Origin of the sequence: Pseudomonas sp. D1-1, from assembly GCF_051132225.1 — a bacterium.
Classification (GTDB): Bacteria; Pseudomonadota; Gammaproteobacteria; order Pseudomonadales; family Pseudomonadaceae; genus Aquipseudomonas.
Genome location: NZ_CP071676.1, coordinates 923188 through 942924 on the forward strand (window position 1 = coordinate 923188; position 19737 = coordinate 942924).

At 62.2% G+C, this 19737-nt stretch carries 18 protein-coding genes; 11 read left to right on the plus strand and 7 right to left on the minus strand.

The window, feature by feature from the left end; translation table 11 throughout:
• The first annotated feature begins 72 nt into the window (after positions 1-72).
• Together J3P86_RS03990 and J3P86_RS03995 are read left to right on the plus strand one after the other, a co-directional pair.
• Positions 73-1800: an ABC transporter ATP-binding protein/permease gene (locus tag J3P86_RS03990; RefSeq protein WP_434699502.1), complete on the plus strand. Its 1728-nt coding sequence runs from the start codon at positions 73-75 to the stop codon at positions 1798-1800.
• Positions 1801-2056: 256 nt separating this feature from the next.
• Positions 2057-2803, plus strand: coding sequence for a FadR/GntR family transcriptional regulator (locus J3P86_RS03995; RefSeq protein ID WP_434626136.1), 747 nt, complete (start codon positions 2057-2059; stop codon positions 2801-2803).
• Between the two features lie 163 nt (positions 2804-2966).
• On the opposite strand, the gene J3P86_RS04000 is transcribed toward J3P86_RS03995, so the two are convergent.
• Positions 2967-3308 carry a hypothetical protein gene (locus tag J3P86_RS04000; RefSeq protein ID WP_434626135.1) on the minus strand — a complete coding sequence of 114 codons (342 nt, stop codon included), beginning with the start codon at positions 3306-3308 and terminating at the stop codon, positions 2967-2969.
• A gap of 316 nt (positions 3309-3624) precedes the next feature.
• On the opposite strand from J3P86_RS04000, the gene kdgD reads away from it, so the two are divergent.
• The 5 genes from kdgD (at position 3625) to J3P86_RS04025 (ending at position 10560) form a co-directional block, all read left to right on the plus strand.
• The gene (gene kdgD / locus J3P86_RS04005; protein WP_186613371.1) at positions 3625-4536 is read left to right on the plus strand and encodes a 5-dehydro-4-deoxyglucarate dehydratase; all 912 of its coding nucleotides are present in this window, start codon (positions 3625-3627) and stop codon (positions 4534-4536) included.
• A gap of 91 nt (positions 4537-4627) precedes the next feature.
• Entirely contained in the window at positions 4628-6073 is a 1446-nt protein-coding gene (locus tag J3P86_RS04010; protein WP_434699503.1) for an aldehyde dehydrogenase family protein, read from the plus strand.
• Between the two features lie 85 nt (positions 6074-6158).
• The gene (locus J3P86_RS04015) at positions 6159-7523 is read left to right on the plus strand and encodes an MFS transporter (protein WP_039592259.1); all 1365 of its coding nucleotides are present in this window, start codon (positions 6159-6161) and stop codon (positions 7521-7523) included.
• A 12-nt stretch (positions 7524-7535) separates the two neighbouring features.
• Positions 7536-9089 (plus strand): galactarate dehydratase, encoded by a 1554-nt coding sequence (garD, locus tag J3P86_RS04020; protein ID WP_434626132.1) that lies wholly within the window; start codon positions 7536-7538, stop codon positions 9087-9089.
• 529 nt (positions 9090-9618) lie between these two features.
• A complete protein-coding gene (locus J3P86_RS04025) occupies positions 9619-10560 on the plus strand; it encodes an AEC family transporter (protein ID WP_305496830.1) in 942 nt (313 codons plus the stop codon).
• A gap of 130 nt (positions 10561-10690) precedes the next feature.
• Here the strand turns inward: J3P86_RS04025 and J3P86_RS04030 are convergent, their stop codons facing one another.
• The 6 genes from J3P86_RS04030 to gatC form a co-directional block, all read right to left on the minus strand.
• Complete coding sequence (locus tag J3P86_RS04030; RefSeq protein WP_434626131.1) at positions 10691-11071, minus strand: carboxymuconolactone decarboxylase family protein; 381 nt, start codon at positions 11069-11071, stop codon at positions 10691-10693.
• Positions 11068-12126, minus strand: coding sequence for a calcium/sodium antiporter (locus J3P86_RS04035; protein ID WP_434604992.1), 1059 nt, complete (start codon positions 12124-12126; stop codon positions 11068-11070). Before J3P86_RS04035 ends, J3P86_RS04030 begins: the two co-directional genes overlap by 4 nt.
• A gap of 49 nt (positions 12127-12175) precedes the next feature.
• Positions 12176-12553, minus strand: a complete 378-nt coding sequence (locus J3P86_RS04040) for a septal ring lytic transglycosylase RlpA family protein (RefSeq protein ID WP_434626129.1) — start codon at positions 12551-12553, stop codon at positions 12176-12178.
• A 185-nt stretch (positions 12554-12738) separates the two neighbouring features.
• Positions 12739-14184 carry an Asp-tRNA(Asn)/Glu-tRNA(Gln) amidotransferase subunit GatB gene (gene gatB, locus J3P86_RS04045; protein WP_434569815.1) on the minus strand — a complete coding sequence of 482 codons (1446 nt, stop codon included), beginning with the start codon at positions 14182-14184 and terminating at the stop codon, positions 12739-12741.
• A 10-nt stretch (positions 14185-14194) separates the two neighbouring features.
• Positions 14195-15646 (minus strand): Asp-tRNA(Asn)/Glu-tRNA(Gln) amidotransferase subunit GatA, encoded by a 1452-nt coding sequence (gene gatA / locus J3P86_RS04050; protein ID WP_434699504.1) that lies wholly within the window; start codon positions 15644-15646, stop codon positions 14195-14197.
• 16 nt (positions 15647-15662) lie between these two features.
• Positions 15663-15950, minus strand: coding sequence for an Asp-tRNA(Asn)/Glu-tRNA(Gln) amidotransferase subunit GatC (gatC, locus tag J3P86_RS04055; RefSeq protein WP_434626124.1), 288 nt, complete (start codon positions 15948-15950; stop codon positions 15663-15665).
• A gap of 214 nt (positions 15951-16164) precedes the next feature.
• Between gatC and mreB the strand changes: the two genes are divergently transcribed.
• From mreB to J3P86_RS04075, 4 genes are all read left to right on the plus strand, one after another.
• Positions 16165-17202: a rod shape-determining protein MreB gene (mreB, locus tag J3P86_RS04060; RefSeq protein ID WP_002555108.1), complete on the plus strand. Its 1038-nt coding sequence runs from the start codon at positions 16165-16167 to the stop codon at positions 17200-17202.
• Positions 17203-17371: 169 nt separating this feature from the next.
• Positions 17372-18466 carry a rod shape-determining protein MreC gene (mreC, locus tag J3P86_RS04065; RefSeq protein ID WP_434699505.1) on the plus strand — a complete coding sequence of 365 codons (1095 nt, stop codon included), beginning with the start codon at positions 17372-17374 and terminating at the stop codon, positions 18464-18466.
• Entirely contained in the window at positions 18463-18951 is a 489-nt protein-coding gene (mreD, locus tag J3P86_RS04070) for a rod shape-determining protein MreD (protein ID WP_305496816.1), read from the plus strand. The genes mreC and mreD overlap by 4 nt, the downstream gene beginning before the upstream one ends.
• A gap of 163 nt (positions 18952-19114) precedes the next feature.
• Positions 19115-19711, plus strand: a complete 597-nt coding sequence (locus J3P86_RS04075; RefSeq protein WP_434626122.1) for a Maf family protein — start codon at positions 19115-19117, stop codon at positions 19709-19711.
• Positions 19712-19737: the final 26 nt, after the last annotated feature.

Consider the following 19737-nt stretch of genomic DNA (forward strand, 5'->3'; position numbering starts at 1 on the left):
TGTCCACCCTCGCGACACATCGGGCCGTTGCTTTATGATCGGCCCGAGTTTTCCCCTTATCGAGCCTTAACCATGAATCAGAACGCTGAATATTCCGCGGTCAATGACGCGGTGCGCGGCCAGTTTTTCCGCCGTGTCTGGCAAATGACCACGCCATACTGGCGCAGTGAGGAGAAGGGCAAGGCCTGGACGCTGTTGATCGCCGTGATTGCGCTGTCGCTGTTCAGCGTGGCGATTTCGGTGTGGCTGAACAATTGGTACAAGGATTTTTATAACGCCCTGCAGGAAAAGAACAGCGAGGCGTTCTGGAAGTTGATCCTGTATTTCGGCGGCATCGCCACGGTGGCGATCCTCGGCGCCGTGTATCGTCTGTACCTCACCCAGATGCTCACGATTCGCTGGCGGGCCTGGCTCACCGAGCAGCATTTTGCCCGTTGGCTGAACGACAAGAATTATTACCGGCTGGAGCAGGGCGGCTACACCGACAACCCTGACCAGCGGATTTCCGAAGACCTCAACAGCTTCACTTCCACGACGTTGAGCCTGGGCTTGGGGCTGCTGCGTACCGTGGTCAGCCTGGTGTCGTTCTCGATCATTCTGTGGGGCGTGTCGGGCAGCATCGAAGTGTTCGGCTACTCGATCCCTGGCTATATGTTCTGGTGTGCGCTGCTGTATGCGGCGGTGGGCAGTTGGCTGACGCATTTGATCGGTCGTCGCCTGATCGGCCTCAACAACAACCAGCAGCGCTTCGAAGCCGACCTGCGTTTTTCCATGGTGCGGGTGCGGGAAAACGCCGAGAGCATTGCGCTGTACAACGGCGAACCCAACGAGAACCGCCGCCTGAGCGAGCGTTTCGGCCTGGTGTGGCACAACTTCTGGGACATCATGCGCGTGTCCAAGCGCCTGACGTTCTTTACCTCTGGGTATGGGCAGATCGCGATCATCTTCCCGTTTATCGTCGCTGCGCCGCGTTATTTTTCCGGGAAGATCCAGCTGGGCGAGCTGATGCAGATCAACTCGGCGTTCGGCAATGTGCAGGAGAATTTCAGCTGGTTCATCGATGCTTACGCCTCGCTCGCCGCCTGGCGCGCCACTTGTGACCGTCTGCTGAGTTTCCGCCAGGCCATGAGCGACAACGAAGACCGGGTGCCGGCCATCGATGTGCAGAACCAGGGCAACGAACTGAAAGTCCGCAACCTCGGGCTGGACCTGAGCGACGGTCGTCATTTGCTGACCCGCGCTGAACTGAGTGTCGAACCGGGTGAGCGGGTGATGCTCAGCGGGCGTTCCGGCAGCGGCAAGTCCACCTTGCTGCGGGCGATGGGGCATTTGTGGCCCGCCGGGCACGGCAGCATCCTGTTGCCTTCGGCGCGTTATCTGTTCCTGCCGCAAAAGCCTTACCTGCCGATTGGCAGCCTGCGCGAGGTGTTGAGTTATCCACAAGCGGGCGATATCTACCCCAACGAACGTTATGCACAGGTGCTGGAAACCTGTCGCCTGCCGCACCTGATTTCGCGGCTGGACGAAAGCAACCATTGGCAACGCATGCTCTCGCCGGGCGAACAGCAGCGCCTGGCCTTCGCCCGTGCGTTGCTGTATGCGCCGCTATGGCTGTATATGGATGAAGCAACGTCGGCGATGGATGAAGAAGACGAGGCAACGCTGTACCAGGCGTTGCTCGACCAGCTGCCAGGCCTGAGCATCATCAGCGTCGGCCATCGAAGCAGTTTGAAACGTTTCCATGGGCGACATGTGCGCATCGAGAATGGCCAACTGGTGGAGCAGGCCGTAACCGCCTGAAACCCCCAAACCTGATGTGGGAGCGAGCCTGCTCGCGAAGGCCTTGTGTCAGTTGCGGTTGAAGTCTGACCCACCGTCTTCGCGAGCAGGCTCGCTCCCACAAGGGGTGCTGGCGAATCGCAGGTTTATGTCTACAGCCGGTCCCCGTGGAAGCCTGCTCGCAATGAAAGCGACTCGGTTTCTGCACCAACGGTGATCGTACAACCACGTTGCGCTATGATGCGTATTCAGCCGCTTGTCAAAATAGAGATACACCATGGAAAACCCGCTCAACGTCCCACGTCTTCCCCGCAAGCGCCGCAGCCTGGCGCAGGAGCTGGTGACGGTGCTGTCCGAGCAGATTCGCGACGGTCTGCTCAAGCGTGGCGATAAATTGCCCACCGAGTCGGCGATCATGGAGGCCCATGGCGTCAGCCGTACCGTGGTGCGCGAGGCGATTTCCCGTTTGCAGGCGGCAGGGCAAGTGGAAACCCGCCACGGCATCGGTACATTCGTGCTCGACACGCCGAGCCCGAGCGGCTTTCGCATCGACCCGGCGACGGTGGTCACCTTGCGTGACGTGCTGGCGATCCTGGAATTGCGCATCAGCCTGGAGGTGGAATCGGCCGGGCTGGCGGCGCAGCGGCGTAGCGACGAACAATTGGCAGCGATGCGCGCGGCGCTCGACGCCCTGAATGAAAGCGCGGCCCACGCCAGCGACGCGGTGGCCTCGGACTTCGCTTTCCATCTGGAAATCGCCTTGTCCACCGGCAACCGCTATTTCACCGACATCATGACCCACCTGGGCACCAGCATCATCCCGCGCACCCGGCTGAACTCGGCGCGCCTGGCCCATGATGACCAGCAGCACTACATGGATCGCCTGAGCCGCGAGCACGAAGAAATCTACGAAGCCATCGCCCGCAGGGACTCCGATGCGGCCCGCGCGGCCATGCGCCTGCACCTGACCAACAGCCGCGAGCGGCTGCGCCAGGCCCATGAAGAGGCGCAAGCACAAGGCTGACCTTCGCTGCTTTTCGTGGCGAGGGAGCTTGCTCCCGCTGGGCTGCGCAGCAGCCCCTCTCTATATGAGTGCTTCGCACTCAAGCGGGAGCAAGCTCCCTCGCCACGGAGGTCCCTGTGTTGGCTTCTGATTCAGCAGATAACCCACCTTACGGGGAGGACGGTTACTTCTCGATCTTCAACTTCACCGGGGCTGAATGGATGTCCTGGCTGGACTCGTTGGAAAACCGGTACTGCAATTCAACTTCCTTTCCGATATACCTTCTCAGCTCTTTCTCGGGCACGATCACCCGTAATCCCGTCAATTTAATCGGCCCTTGGTCGGGGTCGTCCCATCGGCCCGCGGGCACTTGTTCTCCTTCCCAATCGGGAATGTTATCGGCGCGAAGCGTCGGAAAAACCCACCAGTCGGCGGAAATCCCGTCGGCATCAGGGATCAAGACATTCAGGGTATTTCCCAAAGCCGACAAACTGATCGACAGGATGGGTGGGTCGAACATAGCCATGATCTAACTCCATGTAGTCTTGGCCGCGGCTGTTTTGCGGGCGGCTCATGTCAAAGATTGTTTGGGTTCGCAGTAACACCCTCTCAGCACTGCCGAGAAGGCACAACTGTCAGATCTGCTAGTGGTAATGAGCGCTCGGGTATGCCGCGCGCTGCCCTGGCCTCCCCGGCGGAAGAGGTCGCGCTCGGCCACAACACCTACCCACCGACGAAATTCAGTTGACGTTCAGATTTTAAGTTGTACGATGACCTACAACTTCTCACGAAGCTGAACCGCTTTCCTACAACACAACATTTGCGTCCAGGGTGTTCGAATAATGAATCCACAAGAACTGAAGTCCATCCTCTCGTCTGGCCTGCTGTCGTTCCCGGTCACCGATTTCACTGCCAATGGCGATTTCAATCGCGACAGCTACATCAAGCGCCTCGAGTGGCTGGCCCCGTATGGCGCCTCTGCGTTGTTCGCAGCGGGCGGCACCGGTGAATTCTTCTCCCTGGCCGCCAGTGAGTATTCGCAAGTCATCAAGACTGCCGTCGATACCTGCGCCACCAGCGTGCCAATCCTCGCCGGTGTTGGCGGTGCGACCCGCCAGGCCATCGAATACGCTCAGGAAGCCGAGCGTTTGGGTGCCAAGGGCTTGCTGCTGCTGCCACACTACCTGACTGAAGCCAGCCAGGACGGCGTTGCCGCCCACGTTGAAGCCGTGTGCAAATCGGTGAAGATCGGCGTGGTGGTCTACAACCGTAACGTCTGCCGCCTGAACGCCACCCAGCTGGAGCAGTTGGCTGAGCGTTGCCCGAACCTGATCGGCTACAAGGACGGGCTGGGCGATATCGAATTGATGGTGTCGATCCGTCGTCGCCTCGGCGATCGTTTCAGCTACCTGGGCGGCCTGCCGACCGCCGAAGTCTACGCCGCTGCCTACAAGGCGCTGGGCGTACCGGTCTACTCCTCGGCGGTGTTCAACTTCATCCCGAAAACCGCGATGGACTTCTACCACGCCATTGCCCGCGAAGATCACGAAACCGTTGGCAAGATCATCGACGATTTCTTCCTGCCGTACCTGGACATCCGCAACCGCAAGGCCGGTTACGCGGTGAGCATCGTCAAGGCCGGTGCGAAAATCGTCGGCTACGACGCGGGCCCTGTGCGCACGCCGCTGACCGACCTGCTGCCAGAAGAATACGAAGCCCTGGCCGCGCTGATCGACAAGCAAGGCAAGCAGTAACAGACCCGACAAAGCCGCTGAGCAATCAGCGGCTTTTTGCGTACAGGGACGCCCAGCGTTCCTAGACAGGTTTTGTAATAGGAGAAGCTCCGTGGCAGATTCAAAGCGTTTCGATAACTACATCAACGGTCAGTGGGTAGCCGGTGCCGACTATTGCACCAACATCAACCCGTCTGACTTGTCCGATGTCATCGGTGAATACGCCAAGGCTGACGCCGCTCAAGTCAATGCCGCCATCGACGCTGCTCGTGCTGCGTTCCCGGCCTGGTCGACCTCGGGTATCCAGGCCCGCCACGACGCGTTGGATAAAGTTGGCAGCGAAATTCTCGCCCGCCGCGAAGAACTCGGCCAGTTGCTGGCCCGGGAAGAGGGCAAGACCCTGCCCGAAGCCATCGGCGAAGTGACTCGCGCCGGCAATATTTTCAAATTCTTCGCCGGCGAGTGCCTGCGCCTGTCGGGCGATTACGTGCCGTCGGTGCGTCCGGGCGTCAACGTTGAAGTCACTCGTGAAGCCCTTGGTGTGGTCGGTCTGATCACCCCGTGGAACTTCCCGATCGCTATTCCCGCGTGGAAAATCGCCCCGGCCCTGGCCTACGGCAACTGCGTGGTGATCAAGCCCGCCGAGCTGGTGCCGGGCTGTGCCTGGGCCTTGGCCGAAATCATTTCCCGCGCCGGTTTCCCGGCCGGTGCGTTCAACCTGGTCATGGGCAGCGGCCGCGTGGTCGGTGAAGTCCTGGTCAACAGCCCCAAAGTCGACGGCATCAGCTTCACCGGTTCCGTGGGCGTGGGCCGGCAGATCGCGGTCAACTGCGTGTCGCGCCAGGCCAAGGTGCAGTTGGAAATGGGCGGCAAGAACCCGCAGATCATCCTCGACGACGCCGATCTCAAGCAGGCCGTCGAGCTGGCGGTGCAGAGCGCGTTCTACTCCACCGGCCAGCGTTGCACCGCGTCGAGCCGCCTGATCGTCACCGCCGGTATCCACGACCAGTTCGTCGCGGCGATGGCCGAGCGCATGCAGTCGATCAAGGTCGGTCATGCCTTGAAAGCCGGCACCGATATCGGCCCTGTGGTCTCCGAGGCCCAGCTCAACCAGGACTTGAAGTACATCGACATCGGCCAGAGCGAAGGTGCGCGGTTGGTCAGCGGTGGTGGTGTGGTGACCTGCGACACCGAAGGTTATTTCCTGGCGCCGACGCTGTTCGCCGACAGTGAAGCCTCGATGCGCATCAGCCGTGAAGAAATCTTCGGCCCGGTCGCCAACGTCGTGCGCGTGGCTGACTACGAGGCGGCGCTGGCGATGGCCAACGACACCGAGTTCGGCCTGTCGGCCGGTATCGCTACCACCTCGTTGAAGTACGCCAACCACTTCAAGCGCCATTCCCAGGCGGGCATGGTGATGGTCAACCTGCCAACCGCCGGCGTGGATTATCACGTGCCGTTCGGCGGGCGCAAAGGTTCGTCCTATGGTTCGCGCGAGCAAGGCCGCTACGCACAAGAATTCTACACCGTGGTGAAGACCTCCTACATCGGCTCGTAATACGCAACACCGGACGGCGCCGGGCTCCGGCGCCGACCGTACAATTTGATTTCCCGCATAAAAATAAATAGTGGAAGTAGATTACATGCAAGAGACCAAGCCGACGCACGTCCGCTATTTGATCCTGCTCATGCTGTTTTTGGTGACGACGATCAACTATGCCGACCGTGCCACCATCGCCATCGCTGGTTCCAGCCTGCAAAAAGACCTCGGCATCGATGCCGTCACCCTCGGTTATATCTTCTCCGCCTTCGGCTGGGCCTACGTAGCCGGGCAGATTCCTGGCGGGTGGCTGCTCGACCGTTTCGGTTCGAAAAAAATCTATGCCCTGAGCATTTTCACCTGGTCGTTGTTCACCGTGCTGCAAGGCTATGTCGGTGAATTCGGCATGTCCACGGCCGTGGTTGCGCTGTTCATGCTGCGCTTTCTGGTCGGGCTGGCCGAAGCGCCTTCCTTCCCGGGCAACGCCCGTATCGTCGCGGCCTGGTTCCCCACCGCGGAACGCGGCACCGCCTCGGCGATCTTCAACTCGGCGCAGTATTTCGCCACCGTACTGTTCGCACCGCTGATGGGCTGGATCGTCTACCGCTTCGGCTGGCAGCACGTGTTCATCGTGATGGGCGTGATCGGTATCGTGTTCTCGCTGGTCTGGCTGAAAGTGATCTACAGCCCGCGCCAGCACCCGATGATCAACGAGGCCGAGTTCAATCACATCGCGTCCAACGGCGCGATGGTCGACATGGACCAAGACAAGGGCAAGGAAAAGAAAGCCGATGGTCCGAAGTGGGATTACATCCGCCAGTTGCTGACCAACCGCATGATGCTCGGCGTGTACCTGGGCCAATACTGCATCAACGGCATCACCTACTTCTTCCTCACCTGGTTCCCGGTGTACCTGGTGCAGGAACGCGGCATGACCATCCTCAAGGCCGGTTTCATCGCGTCCTTGCCAGCCATCTGCGGCTTTATCGGCGGCGTGCTTGGCGGGGTGATTTCCGACTACCTGCTGCGCAAGGGCCACTCGCTGACCTTCGCCCGCAAGGCGCCGATCATTGCCGGCCTGCTGGTGTCCAGCAGCATCGTGGCGTGCAACTACGTGGACATCGAATGGATGGTGGTGGGCTTCATGGCCCTGGCCTTCTTCGGTAAAGGCGTCGGTGCATTGGGCTGGGCCGTGGTCTCCGACACTTCGCCAAAACAGATCGCCGGCTTGAGCGGTGGCCTGTTCAACACCTTCGGCAACCTGGCGTCGATTACCACGCCAATCGTCATCGGCTACATCATCAGCTCCACCGGTTCGTTCAAGTGGGCGCTGGTGTTTGTCGGTTGCAACGCGCTGATGGCGGTGTTCAGCTACCTGGTCATCGTGGGCCCGATCAAGCGTGTCGTGCTCAAGGAACCAGCGGCCAAAGAAGCCGATCTTTCCAGCCTGTCTGAAGCCAAATCCTGAGGAGCGGCGTCGATGAATCTGATTGAACATGCCGATTCGCCCCGTTACATCCGCCTGCATGAGCGGGACAACGTAGTGATCGTCGTCAACGACCAAGGCGTACCGGCCGGGACTGAATTCCCGGACGGCCTGGTTACCGTCGACTTCGTGCCGCAAAGCCACAAAGTCACCCTGGAGGATATTCCCGAGGGCGGCGAGGTGATTCGCTACGGCCAGGTCATTGGCTACGCGCTGCAGCCGATCCCGCGTGGCAGCTGGGTCAAGGAAGACCAGTTGCGCATGCCTACCGCGCCACCGCTGGACAGCCTGCCGCTGTCCACCGATGTGCCGGCCGCCGATGCGCCGCTTGAGGGCTACACCTTCGAAGGTTATCGCAATGCCGACGGTACCGTCGGCACGCGCAACATCCTGGGTATCACCACCACGGTGCAGTGTGTGACCGGCGTGCTGGACCATGCGGTCAAGCGCATCAAGGATGAGCTGCTGCCCAAGTACCCGAACGTCGATGACGTGGTGGCGCTGACCCACAGCTACGGCTGTGGCGTGGCGATCACCGCCACCGATGCCTATATCCCGATTCGCACCGTGCGCAACCTGGCGCGCAACCCGAACCTGGGCGGCGAGGCGCTGGTGATCAGCCTGGGCTGCGAGAAATTGCAGGCCGGGCAGGTCATGCACGAGGGCGACAGTTCGGTGGATCTCAGCGAGCCATGGTTGTATCGCTTGCAGGACTCCAGCCACGGTTTCACCGAAATGATCGAGCAGATCATGGAACTGGCCGAGACCCGTCTGAAGAAACTCGACCAGCGCCGTCGCGAAACCGTGCCGGCCTCGGAGCTGATCCTGGGCATGCAATGCGGCGGCAGCGATGCGTTTTCCGGCATCACCGCGAACCCGGCCCTGGGCTACGCCTCGGATTTGCTGCTGCGGGCCGGTGCGACGGTGATGTTCTCCGAAGTCACCGAAGTGCGCGATGCGATCTACCTGCTGACGTCCCGGGCGCAAACCCGTGAAGTCGCCGAGGAGCTGGTGCGCGAGATGGACTGGTACGACCGCTATCTGGCCAAGGGCGAAGCCGATCGCAGCGCCAACACCACGCCGGGCAACAAGAAGGGCGGGCTGTCGAACATCGTCGAGAAATCCCTGGGCTCGATCGTCAAGTCCGGCAGCAGCGCGATCAACGGCGTGCTCGGCCCGGGCGAGCGCTTCAAGCAGAAGGGCTTGATCTTCTGCGCCACGCCGGCCAGCGATTTTGTCTGCGGTACGCTGCAACTGGCAGCGGGGATGAACCTGCATGTGTTCACCACCGGACGCGGTACGCCGTACGGTTTAGCGATGGCGCCGGTGGTGAAGGTCTCGACCCGCACCGAACTGGCCCAACGCTGGCCGGACCTGATCGACATCGACGCCGGCCGGATCGCCACCGGGCGTGCAAGCATCGAAGAGCTGGGCTGGGAGCTGTTCCACTACTACCTGGATGTGGCCAGCGGCAAGAAACAGACCTGGGCCGAGCGGCACAAGCTGTACAACGACATCACGCTGTTCAACCCCGCGCCGATTACCTGATGATTTCGTGACCGGTTGGGATCCAGTGTGGGAGCGAGCCTGCTCGCGAAGGCGGTGGGTCAGCTTGCATTGATGCTGGATGTGCCGGCCTCTTCGCGAGCAAGCTCGCTCCCACAGTGGGATGTGGTGCATCTGGATTCTGTGTTTATCGCAGAGCAAATGTGGGAACGGGCTTGCCCGCGAAGGCGGTGGGTCAGCTTGCATTGATGCTGGGTGTGCCGGCCTCTTCGCGAGCAGGCTCGCTCCCACAGTGGGATGTGGTGCATCTGGATTCTGTGTTTATCGCAGAGCAAATGTGGGAACGGGCTTGCCCGCGAAGGCGGTGGGTCAGCTTGCATTGATGCTGGATGTGCCGGCCTCTTCGCGAGCAAGCTCGCTCCCACAGGGGTAGGTGGTGCATTTGGATTTTGTGTTCATCGCGGAATAAAGGTGGGAGCGAGCCTGCTCGCGAAGAGGCTTCACCAGACGCCAACGCCGTGAGTGGCTATCATTAGCCACCTAACGACACTCCTTCTCAAGGTCCCCCGGCATGCTGGCAATTTTCCTCGAAACCCTGAACATCACCGCGCCGGTGTTTGCCATGCTGTTTCTGGGGACGCTGCTCAAGCGTATCAATTGGATCAACGACAACTTCATCTACATCGCCTCGTCGCTGGTGTTCAACGTCACCATGCCGGCGCTGTTGTTCCTCGGCATTCTGCATGCCGATCTGCATGCGGCGTTGCAGCCGGACCTGCTGATCTATTTCTCGATCGCCACCCTGGCGAGTTTTGCCATGGCCTGGGGCTGGGCGATCTGGCGTTGCCCGCGTGAAGATCGCGGTATCTACACTCAGGGCGCGTTTCGTGGCAACAACGGGGTAATCGGCCTGGCGCTGGCGGCAAGCATGTACGGTGACTACGGGATTTCCCTGGGCGCGATTCTCGCGGCGCTGGTGATCCTGTTCTACAACACCTTGTCGACCATCGTGTTGGCGGTCTACAGCCCGGTGATCAAGTCCGACCCATGGAGCATCTGCAAAAGCGTGATCAGCAACCCGCTGATCATCAGCGTGCTCGCCGCCGCGCCGTTCGCCTATTGGCAAATCGGCCTGCCGAACTGGTTCGAGACCTCGGCCAGGTACTTGTCGCAAATGACCTTGCCCCTGGCGTTGATCTGCATCGGCGGCACACTGTCGCTGGCGGCCTTGCGCAAGAGCGGCAAGATGGCCCTGAGTTCGAGCCTGGTGAAAATGGTCGGCCTGCCCCTGGTGACTACGTTGGGCGCCTGGCTGTGGGGCTTTCGCGGCGCCGAGTTGGGGATCCTGTTCCTGTACTTCGGCAGCCCCACCGCCGCCGCCAGCTTCGTCATGGCCCGCGCCGCAAATGGCAACCATGAGTTGGCGGCGGCAATCATCGTCATCACTACGCTGATGGCGGCGATTACCACCAACGTGGGGATTTTTGTGCTGCAGTGGGGTGGGTGGATCTAAGCCTCGGATTTGCAGCGCCCTTTCGATCCATTCGCGAGCAGGCTCGCTCCCACAGGTGACTGCGATACCCTCTGGCCCTTGTGGGAGCGAGCTTGCTCCGGGCGGCGATCCGACGATAGCGATCTAACGGTCACTCAGGCTTCTGGTAACTATCAATCACTTCCTGCGCCGCCCGAAACGCATCGATCGCCGCCGGCACGCCCGCGTACACCGCGCAATGCAGGAGTGCCTCACGAATCTCCTCTACCGTGCAGCCGTTGTTCAAGGCGCCGCGCACGTGGCCTTTGAGTTCCTGCGGGCATTTGAGGGCGGTGAGGGCGGCGAGGGTGATCAGGCTGCGGGTTTTCAGCGGCAGGCCTTCGCGGCTCCAGACGCTGCCCCAGGCGTGCTCGTTGACGAAATCCTGCAGTGGCTGGGTAAATTCGGTGGCGTTGCCCAGGGCGCGATCGACGAAGGCGTCGCCCATCACCTGGCGACGCATGTCGAGGCCGGTCTTCGGGGTGTTGGTCATGGCAAATCCCTCTTGTGGTGTTGGCGGCGCCAGGCGCGCACGGAAGTGAACAGCAAGAACGCCAGCAGCGCCGGCAGCACGTAGAACAGCATCAGCCGTTCCAGTTGGCCGGCCAGGGGCATGCCGGTGGTGAACGACACCACGTGCAGCCCGTAGGCCAGGTACAAGCCCAGCAACAGCAGCCCTTCGGCGCGGGTGACGCGGTAGCCGGAATAGAATACCGGCAGGCACAGCACCGCCACGCCGAGCATTACCGGCAGGTCGAAGTCCAGGGCATTGGGCGAGACCGAGAGCGGCGAAGGGGCGGCGAGGGCGGTCACGCCGAGTACGCCCAGCAGGTTGAACAGGTTGCTGCCGATCACGTTGCCTACCGCAATGTCCCGCTGGCCGCGCAGTGCGGCGATCAGTGAGGTGGCGAGTTCCGGCAGCGAGGTGCTGACGGCGACGATGGTCAGGCCGATGATGCGCTCCGACAGTCCCAGGTCCGTCGCCACTTCCACTGCGGCGCCCAGTAACAGGTGCCCGGCGAAAACCAGCATGGCCAGGCCCGACGCGATCATCACCAGGCTTTTGGGCCAGGCCATGTCGACCACTTCGCCCAGCGGATGCGGTCGTCCCGAATGCCGGGACTGGCGCAGCAGCAGCGCCAGGTACACCGCCAGGGCTATCAGCAGCAGCGCTCCGTCCAGTCGGCTCAGCTCTTCGTTCCAGGCCAGTACGAAAACCAGCAGGCACGCGCCGATCATCAGCGGGATGTCCAGGCGCACCAGTTGTCGCGAGACGCGCAACGGAATGATCAGCGCCGACAGGCCCAGAGTCACGAGGAGGTTGAAAATCGTGCTGCCGATGACGCTGCCCACGGCGATGTCGGCGTTTTGCGCCAGGGTCGCCTGCAGGCTGACGGCCATCTGTGGCGCGCTGCTGCCGAAGGCGACGACGGTCAGGCCGATGATCAGCGGACGCACCTGCAAGCGCGCCGCCAGGCCGACAGCGGCACGCACCAGCAGCTCGGCGCCGGCGATCAGCAACAGCAAGGCGCCGAGCAATTCGATCAGGCTGAGCAGGGATAAAGCGTTGATCAGGGAAATGGCCGGACTCCGTCTGTCAGTCGTCGAGGGCTTGTACGCGCACCCGCGCGGTACCGCTACGCAGCATGCCCAACTGTTCGGCAGCGGCGCGCGATACATCGATCAGTCGGCCGCGTGAATACGGACCACGGTCGTTGATGCGGACCACGACGCTGTCGTTGTTTTTCAGGTTGGTGATTTTCACCCGGGTGCCGAACGGCAACTGGCGATGAGCGGCGGTCAGGCCGTGCTGGTCAAAACGTTCGCCGCTGGCGGTGCGTTTGCCGTGGTGCCGGGAACCGTAATAGGAGGCGACGCCGGTCTGGTCGTAGCCGTTTGGATCGACCGTCCCGCTCTGGCTGGCACAGCCGGCCAGCAGGGACAGCAGCGCGCAGGCGCCGAGGAGACGCTTCATGTAGGGGGGTTCCACATCAGTGTGGTTGTGAAAGTTGTTGTGGCGAGGGAGCTTGCTCCCGCTGGGCTGCGCAGCAGCCCCCTGAATCTGGCAGCAGATTGTTGGGGGCCGCTTCGCGACCCAGCGGGAGCAAGCTCCCTCGCCACAGGGGGGTGAGCCAGATTGGAAGACTGGCTCCATGGCCATCAGCCCTCGAGCTTGCTTTTTAGCAGTTCGTTGACCTGTTGCGGGTTGGCCTTGCCCTTGGAGGCTTTCATGGCCTGGCCGACGAAGAAGCCGAACATCTTGCCGCGCTTGGCTTCGTCCGCCGCGCGGTACTGTTCGACCTGCTCGGCATTGGCCGCGAGCATTTCATCAAGCACGGCGCTGATCGCACCGGTGTCGGTGACCTGTTTCAAGCCGCGCTTCTCGATGATCTCGTCGGCGCTGCCTTCGCCATTGGCCATGGCTTCGAAGACCATCTTGGCGATCTTGCCGGAAATGGTGTTGTCCTTGATCCGCAACAGCATGCTGCCCAGTTGCTCGGCCGAGACCGGCGACTCGTCGATTTCCAGGCCCTGCTTGTTCAACAGGCTGCCCAGTTCGACCATCACCCAGTTGGCCGCCAGCTTGGCGTCGCCGCCGATGCTCACGACTTTCTCGAAGTAATCGGCCTGTTCGCGGCTGGTGGCCAGGACGTTCGCGTCATAGCTCGACAGCCCGAACTGCGCCTGGAAGCGCTCGCGCTTTTGCGGCGGCAGTTCCGGCAGGGTGGCGCGCACTTCGTCGAGGAAGGAGTTCTCGATGACCACCGGCAGCAGGTCCGGATCGGGGAAGTAACGGTAGTCGTTGGCTTCCTCCTTGCTGCGCATCGGACGGGTCTCGTCCTTGTTCGGATCGTACAGGCGCGTCTGCTGGATGACCTTGCCGCCGTCCTCGATCAGTTCGATCTGGCGCTGGATCTCGCTGTTGATCGCCTTCTCGATGAAGCGGAACGAGTTGACGTTCTTGATCTCGCAGCGGGTGCCGAACTCGGTCTGGCCCTTGGGCCGGATCGACACGTTGCAGTCGCAGCGCAGCGAGCCTTCGGCCATGTTGCCGTCGCAGATGCCCAGGTAGCGCACCAATGCGTGGATCGCCTTGACGTAGGCCACGGCTTCCTTGGCGCTGCGCATGTCCGGCTCGGAGACGATTTCCAGCAGCGGCGTGCCGGCACGGTTCAGGTCGATGCCGGTGGCGCCGTTGAATTCTTCGTGCAGGCTCTTGCCGGCGTCTTCTTCCAGGTGCGCACGGGTGATGCCGACGCGCTTGACCGTGCCGTCTTCCAGGGCGATGTCCAGGTGGCCCTTGCCGACGATCGGCAGTTCCATCTGGCTGATCTGGTAGCCCTTGGGCAGGTCCGGGTAGAAGTAGTTCTTGCGGGCGAACACGTTGTGCTGGCCGATCTCGGCGTCGATCGCCAGGCCGAACATCACCGCCATGCGCACCGCTTCGGCGTTGAGCACCGGCAATACGCCGGGCATGCCCAGGTCTACCAGGCTGGCCTGGGTGTTGGGCTCGGAACCGAACGTGGTCGAGCTACCGGAAAAGATTTTCGATCGGGTGGTGAGCTGGGTATGAATCTCCAGCCCGATCACGACTTCCCATTGCATGTGTTTCTCCTCAGAAGCCGGTTGGGGTGCGGGTGTGCCAGTCGCTGTTCAACTGATACTGGTGCGCCACGTTGAGCAGGCGGCCTTCCTGGAAATACGGCGCGAGCAGCTGCACGCCCACCGGCAGGCCATCGACGAAGCCGGCCGGCATGGACAGGCCCGGCAAGCCGGCGAGGTTGGCGGTGATGGTGTAGACGTCTTCCAGGTACTCGGCGACCGGGTCGCTGTTCTTGGCGCCGAGCTTCCAGGCCGGGTTCGGCGTGGTCGGGCCGAGGATGATGTCGACCTCGTTGAAGGCGGCCATGAAGTCGTTTTTCACCAGGCGGCGGATTTTCTGCGCCTTGAGGTAGTAGGCGTCGTAGTAGCCGGCGGACAACGCGTAGGCGCCGACCATGATCCGGCGCTGCACTTCGGCGCCGAAGCCTTCGCCACGGGAACGCTTGTACAGGTCGACCAGGTTCTGCGGGTTTTCGCAGCGATAGCCGAAGCGCACGCCGTCGAAGCGCGACAGGTTCGAGGAGGCTTCCGCCGGGGCGATCACGTAATACGCCGGAATCGCGTGCTGCATGTTCGGCAGGCTGATTTCCTTGATCACCGCGCCGAGCTTTTCCAGCGCCTTGACGCTGTTGTGAACCAGTTCGGCGATGCGCGGATCGAGGCCGGCACCGAAGTATTCCTTCGGCACGCCGATCCGCAGGCCTTGCAGCGAGCCGTTGAGGCTGGCGCTGTAGTCCGGCACCGGTTCATCGATGCTGGTGGAATCGTTCGGGTCGAACCCGGCCATGCCTTGCAGCAGGATTGCGCAGTCTTCGGCGGTGCGTGCCAGCGGGCCACCCTGGTCGAGGCTGGAGGCGTAGGCGATCATGCCCCAGCGCGAGACGCGGCCGTAGGTCGGCTTGAGGCCGGTGAGGTTGGTGAACGCCGCCGGCTGGCGAATCGAGCCGCCGGTGTCGGTGGCGGTGGCCGCCGGCAACAGGCGCGCAGCCACGGCGGCAGCGGAACCACCGGACGAACCGCCCGGTACGTGTTCCAGGTTCCAGGGGTTTTTCACCGCGCCGTAGTAGCTGGATTCGTTGGCCGAACCCATGGCGAATTCGTCCATGTTGGTCTTGCCCAGCGTCACGGCGCCAGCGGCGGCCAGCTTGGCGACCACGGTGGCGTCGTACGGGGCCTTGAAGTTGTCGAGCATCTTCGAGCCGCAACTGGTGCGGATGCCCTTGGTGCAGAACAGGTCCTTGTGGGCGATCGGCGCGCCGAGCAGGGCGCCGCTCTCACCGTTGGCGCGACGGGCGTCGGCGGCCTTGGCCTGGCTCAGGGCCAGTTCTTCGGTGAGGCTGATGAAGCTGTTGAGCTGCGGGTCGAGCTGGGCAATGCGCGCCAGCAGGGCCTTGGTCAGCTCTTCGGAGGAAAATTTCTTGTCGGCGAGTCCGCGGGCGATCTCGGCCAGGGTCATGTGATGCATGAGAGGCTCTTTCCCTTTAGTCGATGACTTTCGGAACCAGGTACAGGCCGTTTTCGACCGCCGGTGCGATGGCCTGGTAGGCCTCGCGGTTATCGGACTCGGTGACGACGTCGGCGCGCAGGCGCTGGCTGGCTTCCAGTGGGTGGGCCAGCGGCTCGATACCGTCGGTGTCGACCGCCTGCATCTCGTCGACCAGCCCTAGAATGCTGTTCAGGGCAGAAGTAATGTGTGGAAGATCGGCTTCATTGAGGCCCAGACAGGCCAGATGAGCGATTTTTTCCACGTCGGAGCGTTCAAGCGCCATGGGATTCTCCAGTGGAAAACAAAACGGACGCAGTCTGTCCGTGTGTTAGATTGTCGGAACACTACCGCATTTCTACGGCCCTACGGCCGCGATCTCGGGGTTTGGTGCACAGAAAAGCGGCCAATTTAACATATTGGCGCCTTGCCCAAAATCCCTGTCGTTGTTAGAGTTTGCCGCACTTTTTTACCCACGCGTTGCCTAGGGTCCCTTTCCCATGTTCAAGAAACTGCGTGGCATGTTTTCCAGCGATCTTTCCATCGACCTGGGCACTGCCAACACCCTTATTTACGTGCGCGAGCGCGGTATCGTCCTGAATGAACCCTCGGTCGTGGCCATCCGCACCCACGGTAACCAGAAAAGTGTCGTGGCTGTCGGTACTGAAGCCAAGCGCATGCTGGGCCGCACACCGGGCAACATTGCAGCCATTCGCCCGATGAAGGATGGCGTGATCGCCGACTTCAGCGTCTGCGAAAAGATGCTGCAGTATTTCATCAACAAGGTTCACGAAAACAGTTTCCTGCAGCCCAGCCCTCGCGTGCTGATCTGCGTGCCCTGCAAATCCACCCAGGTGGAGCGTCGCGCCATCCGCGAATCGGCCCTCGGTGCCGGTGCCCGTGAAGTATTCCTGATCGAAGAGCCGATGGCCGCTGCCATCGGTGCCGGCCTGCCGGTGGAAGAAGCCCGCGGTTCGATGGTCGTCGATATCGGTGGCGGTACCACTGAAATCGCCTTGATCTCCCTGAATGGCGTGGTCTATGCCGAGTCCGTGCGTGTCGGCGGCGACCGTTTCGACGAAGCGATCATCACCTACGTGCGCCGCAACTACGGCAGCCTGATCGGCGAATCCACCGCCGAGCGCATCAAGCAGGAAATCGGCACCGCCTACCCGGGCGGCGAAGTGCGTGAAGTCGACGTGCGCGGCCGTAACCTGGCCGAAGGCGTTCCTCGCGCCTTCACCCTCAACTCCAACGAAGTGCTCGAGGCGCTGCAAGAGTCGCTGGCGACTATCGTGCAGGCGGTCAAGAGCGCCCTGGAGCAGTCGCCGCCGGAGCTGGCGTCGGACATCGCCGAGCGCGGCCTGGTGCTGACCGGTGGTGGTGCGCTGCTGCGTGACCTCGACAAGCTGCTGGCCCAGGAAACCGGCCTGCCGGTGATCGTCGCCGAAGACCCGCTGACGTGCGTTGCCCGCGGCGGTGGCCGTGCGCTGGAAATGATGGACAAGCACACCATGGACCTGCTTTCCAGCGAATAAGCTGGCGGGATCGTCTATGTTGTTCGCTTCCGGGCAGCACTTTGCAGTGCTGCCCGTTGGCGTTTATCTTCTGTCATTCGTATCCAGGCCGGTTGATGCCGTATGAATAAAGACAACATTTGCCTGGGAGGAGCGGCCTATTAAACCGCTTTTTGCCAAAGGCCCCTCATTGGGCGTACGCCTGCTGGTGTTGGCCGTGCTATCGGTCGCGCTGATGGTGGTCGATGCCCGCTTCACGCTGCTCAAGCCGGTGCGCAGCCAGATGTCGCTGGTGTTGATGGAGTCCTACTGGATCACCGACCTGCCGCAGCGGCTGTGGCAGGGTGTGGCCAGCCAGTTCGGCAGCCGCACCGAACTGGTCGCCGAAAACGAAAAACTCAAGACCGAAAACCTGCTGTTGCAGGGGCGCATGCAGAAGCTCGCGGCCCTCACCGAGCAGAACGTGCGGCTGCGCGAGTTGCTCAACTCCTCGGCGCTGGTCAATGAGAAGGTCGAGGTCGCCGAGTTGATCGGCATGGACCCCAATCCCTTCACGCACCGGATCATCATCAACAAGGGTGAGCGCGACGGCGTGGTCCTCGGCCAGCCGGTGCTCGATGCCCGTGGCCTGATGGGGCAGGTGGTCGAGCTGATGCCCTATACCTCCCGCGTGCTGCTGTTGACCGATACCACCCACAGCATTCCGGTGCAGGTCAATCGCAACGGCTTGCGGGCGATTGCCAGCGGCGCCGGTAATCCTGAGCGCCTGGAGCTGCGGCATGTGGCCGACACCGCCGACATCAAGGAAGGCGACCTGCTGGTCAGCTCGGGTCTTGGCCAGCGATTCCCGGCGGGGTATCCGGTGGCGACGGTCAAGGAAGTCATCCACGATTCCGGTCAGCCATTCGCCATTGTCCGGGCGGTGCCCACGGCCGCGCTGAACCGTAGCCGTTACCTGCTGCTGGTGTTCAGCGACAACCGCACGCCTGAAGAGCGCGCCAATGACGCCGCCGTGGCCCAGGAAGTCCAGGATCGGCAGGGTGGCGAGTCGACGGCGCCTGCTGCGCCTGCGCCCGCACCTGCACCCGCGTCGGTCCCGGCCACGGTGCCAAAACCCCAAGTGGCGGCGCCCGTCACGGCAACCACCCCGCCGGCCGCACCCGCTGCGACGCCCGCCCGGCCGGCCGCCCATGCGACGACATCCCAACCTGCACGGCCCGCGGCCAAGCCACCGGCCTCGACACCCGCCGCTACACCGGCGACCAGGGGAGCACGAGAAGAATGAGCAGTACTCGATCCGGTAACGGCTGGATGGTCTGGCTGACCTTCGCCATCGGCCTGTTGCTCAGTGTGTCGCCGCTGCCGCAGTTCATGGAGATCCTGCGTCCGTTGTGGCTGGCCTTGCTGCTGGCCTTCTGGGCGCTGGCCTTGCCGCACAAGGTCGGCATGGTCACCGCCTGGTGCCTGGGCCTGACCGAAGATGTGCTTTATGGCACGTTGCTGGGGCAGAACGCGCTTATCCTGACCTTGATCACTTTCCTGGTGCTCTCGCTGCAACAGCGCCTGCGGATGTTTCCCATGTGGCAGCAGAGCCTGGTGATCCTAGTGATCTTTGGCCTGGCGCAACTGGTGCAATTGTGGCTCAGCGCACTGACCGGCAATCGTCAGCCGACGCTGGCGCTGGTGTTGCCGGCCCTGGTCAGTGCGTTGCTCTGGCCTTGGGTCAGCTTCGGTTTGCGTGGCTTGCGCCTGCGTTTCAAGATCAACTGATGCGGTCGGGATCTCTAGACTTTTTTGAATACCTACATCCCAGTGGCGAGGGAGCTTGCTCCCGCTGGGCTGCGTAGCGGCCCCATTTTTACGGTTGCTGCACAACCGAGCGGGAGCAAGCTACCTCGCCACAAAAGCCGGCGCGTACAAGGGAGATGTCTTGATGAAACCGCTTTACCTTGCCTCGGGCTCGCCGCGTCGGCGTGAATTGCTCACGCAGATCGGCGTTCCCTTTACCGCGATCGGCGCGGACATCGACGAAACTCCCCTCGACCACGAAACCCCATCGGCCTATGTCGAGCGCCTGGCGCGGGGCAAGGCCGAGGCCGGGCTGCACTCGTTGCAGAACGGCACCGATTGCTGTGTGCTGGGTGCCGATACCGCGGTGGTACTGGATGGCCGGATTCTCGGCAAGCCTCAGGACGAGGCCGATGCCAAGTCGATGCTGCTGAGCCTGTCCGGTCGCGACCATGAGGTATTGACCGCGATTGCCGTGCTCGATGGCCAGCGTTGCGAATCCCGGGTGGTTCGCAGTCGGGTGCGCTTTCGCCCGGTCACGGAGCAGGAAGCGATTGCCTATTGGGCCAGCGGCGAACCCCGGGACAAGGCGGGCGGCTATGGTATCCAAGGGCTGGGCGCGGTGTTCATCGCCGACCTCGAAGGCAGTTATTCGGCCGTGGTCGGCCTGCCACTATGCGAAACCGCAGAACTGCTCGGCCATTTCGGCATACCCTGTTGGCAAACCTTGAGCGCGCGCTGAGCGCCGTCTGACCAGATGCGGCCATA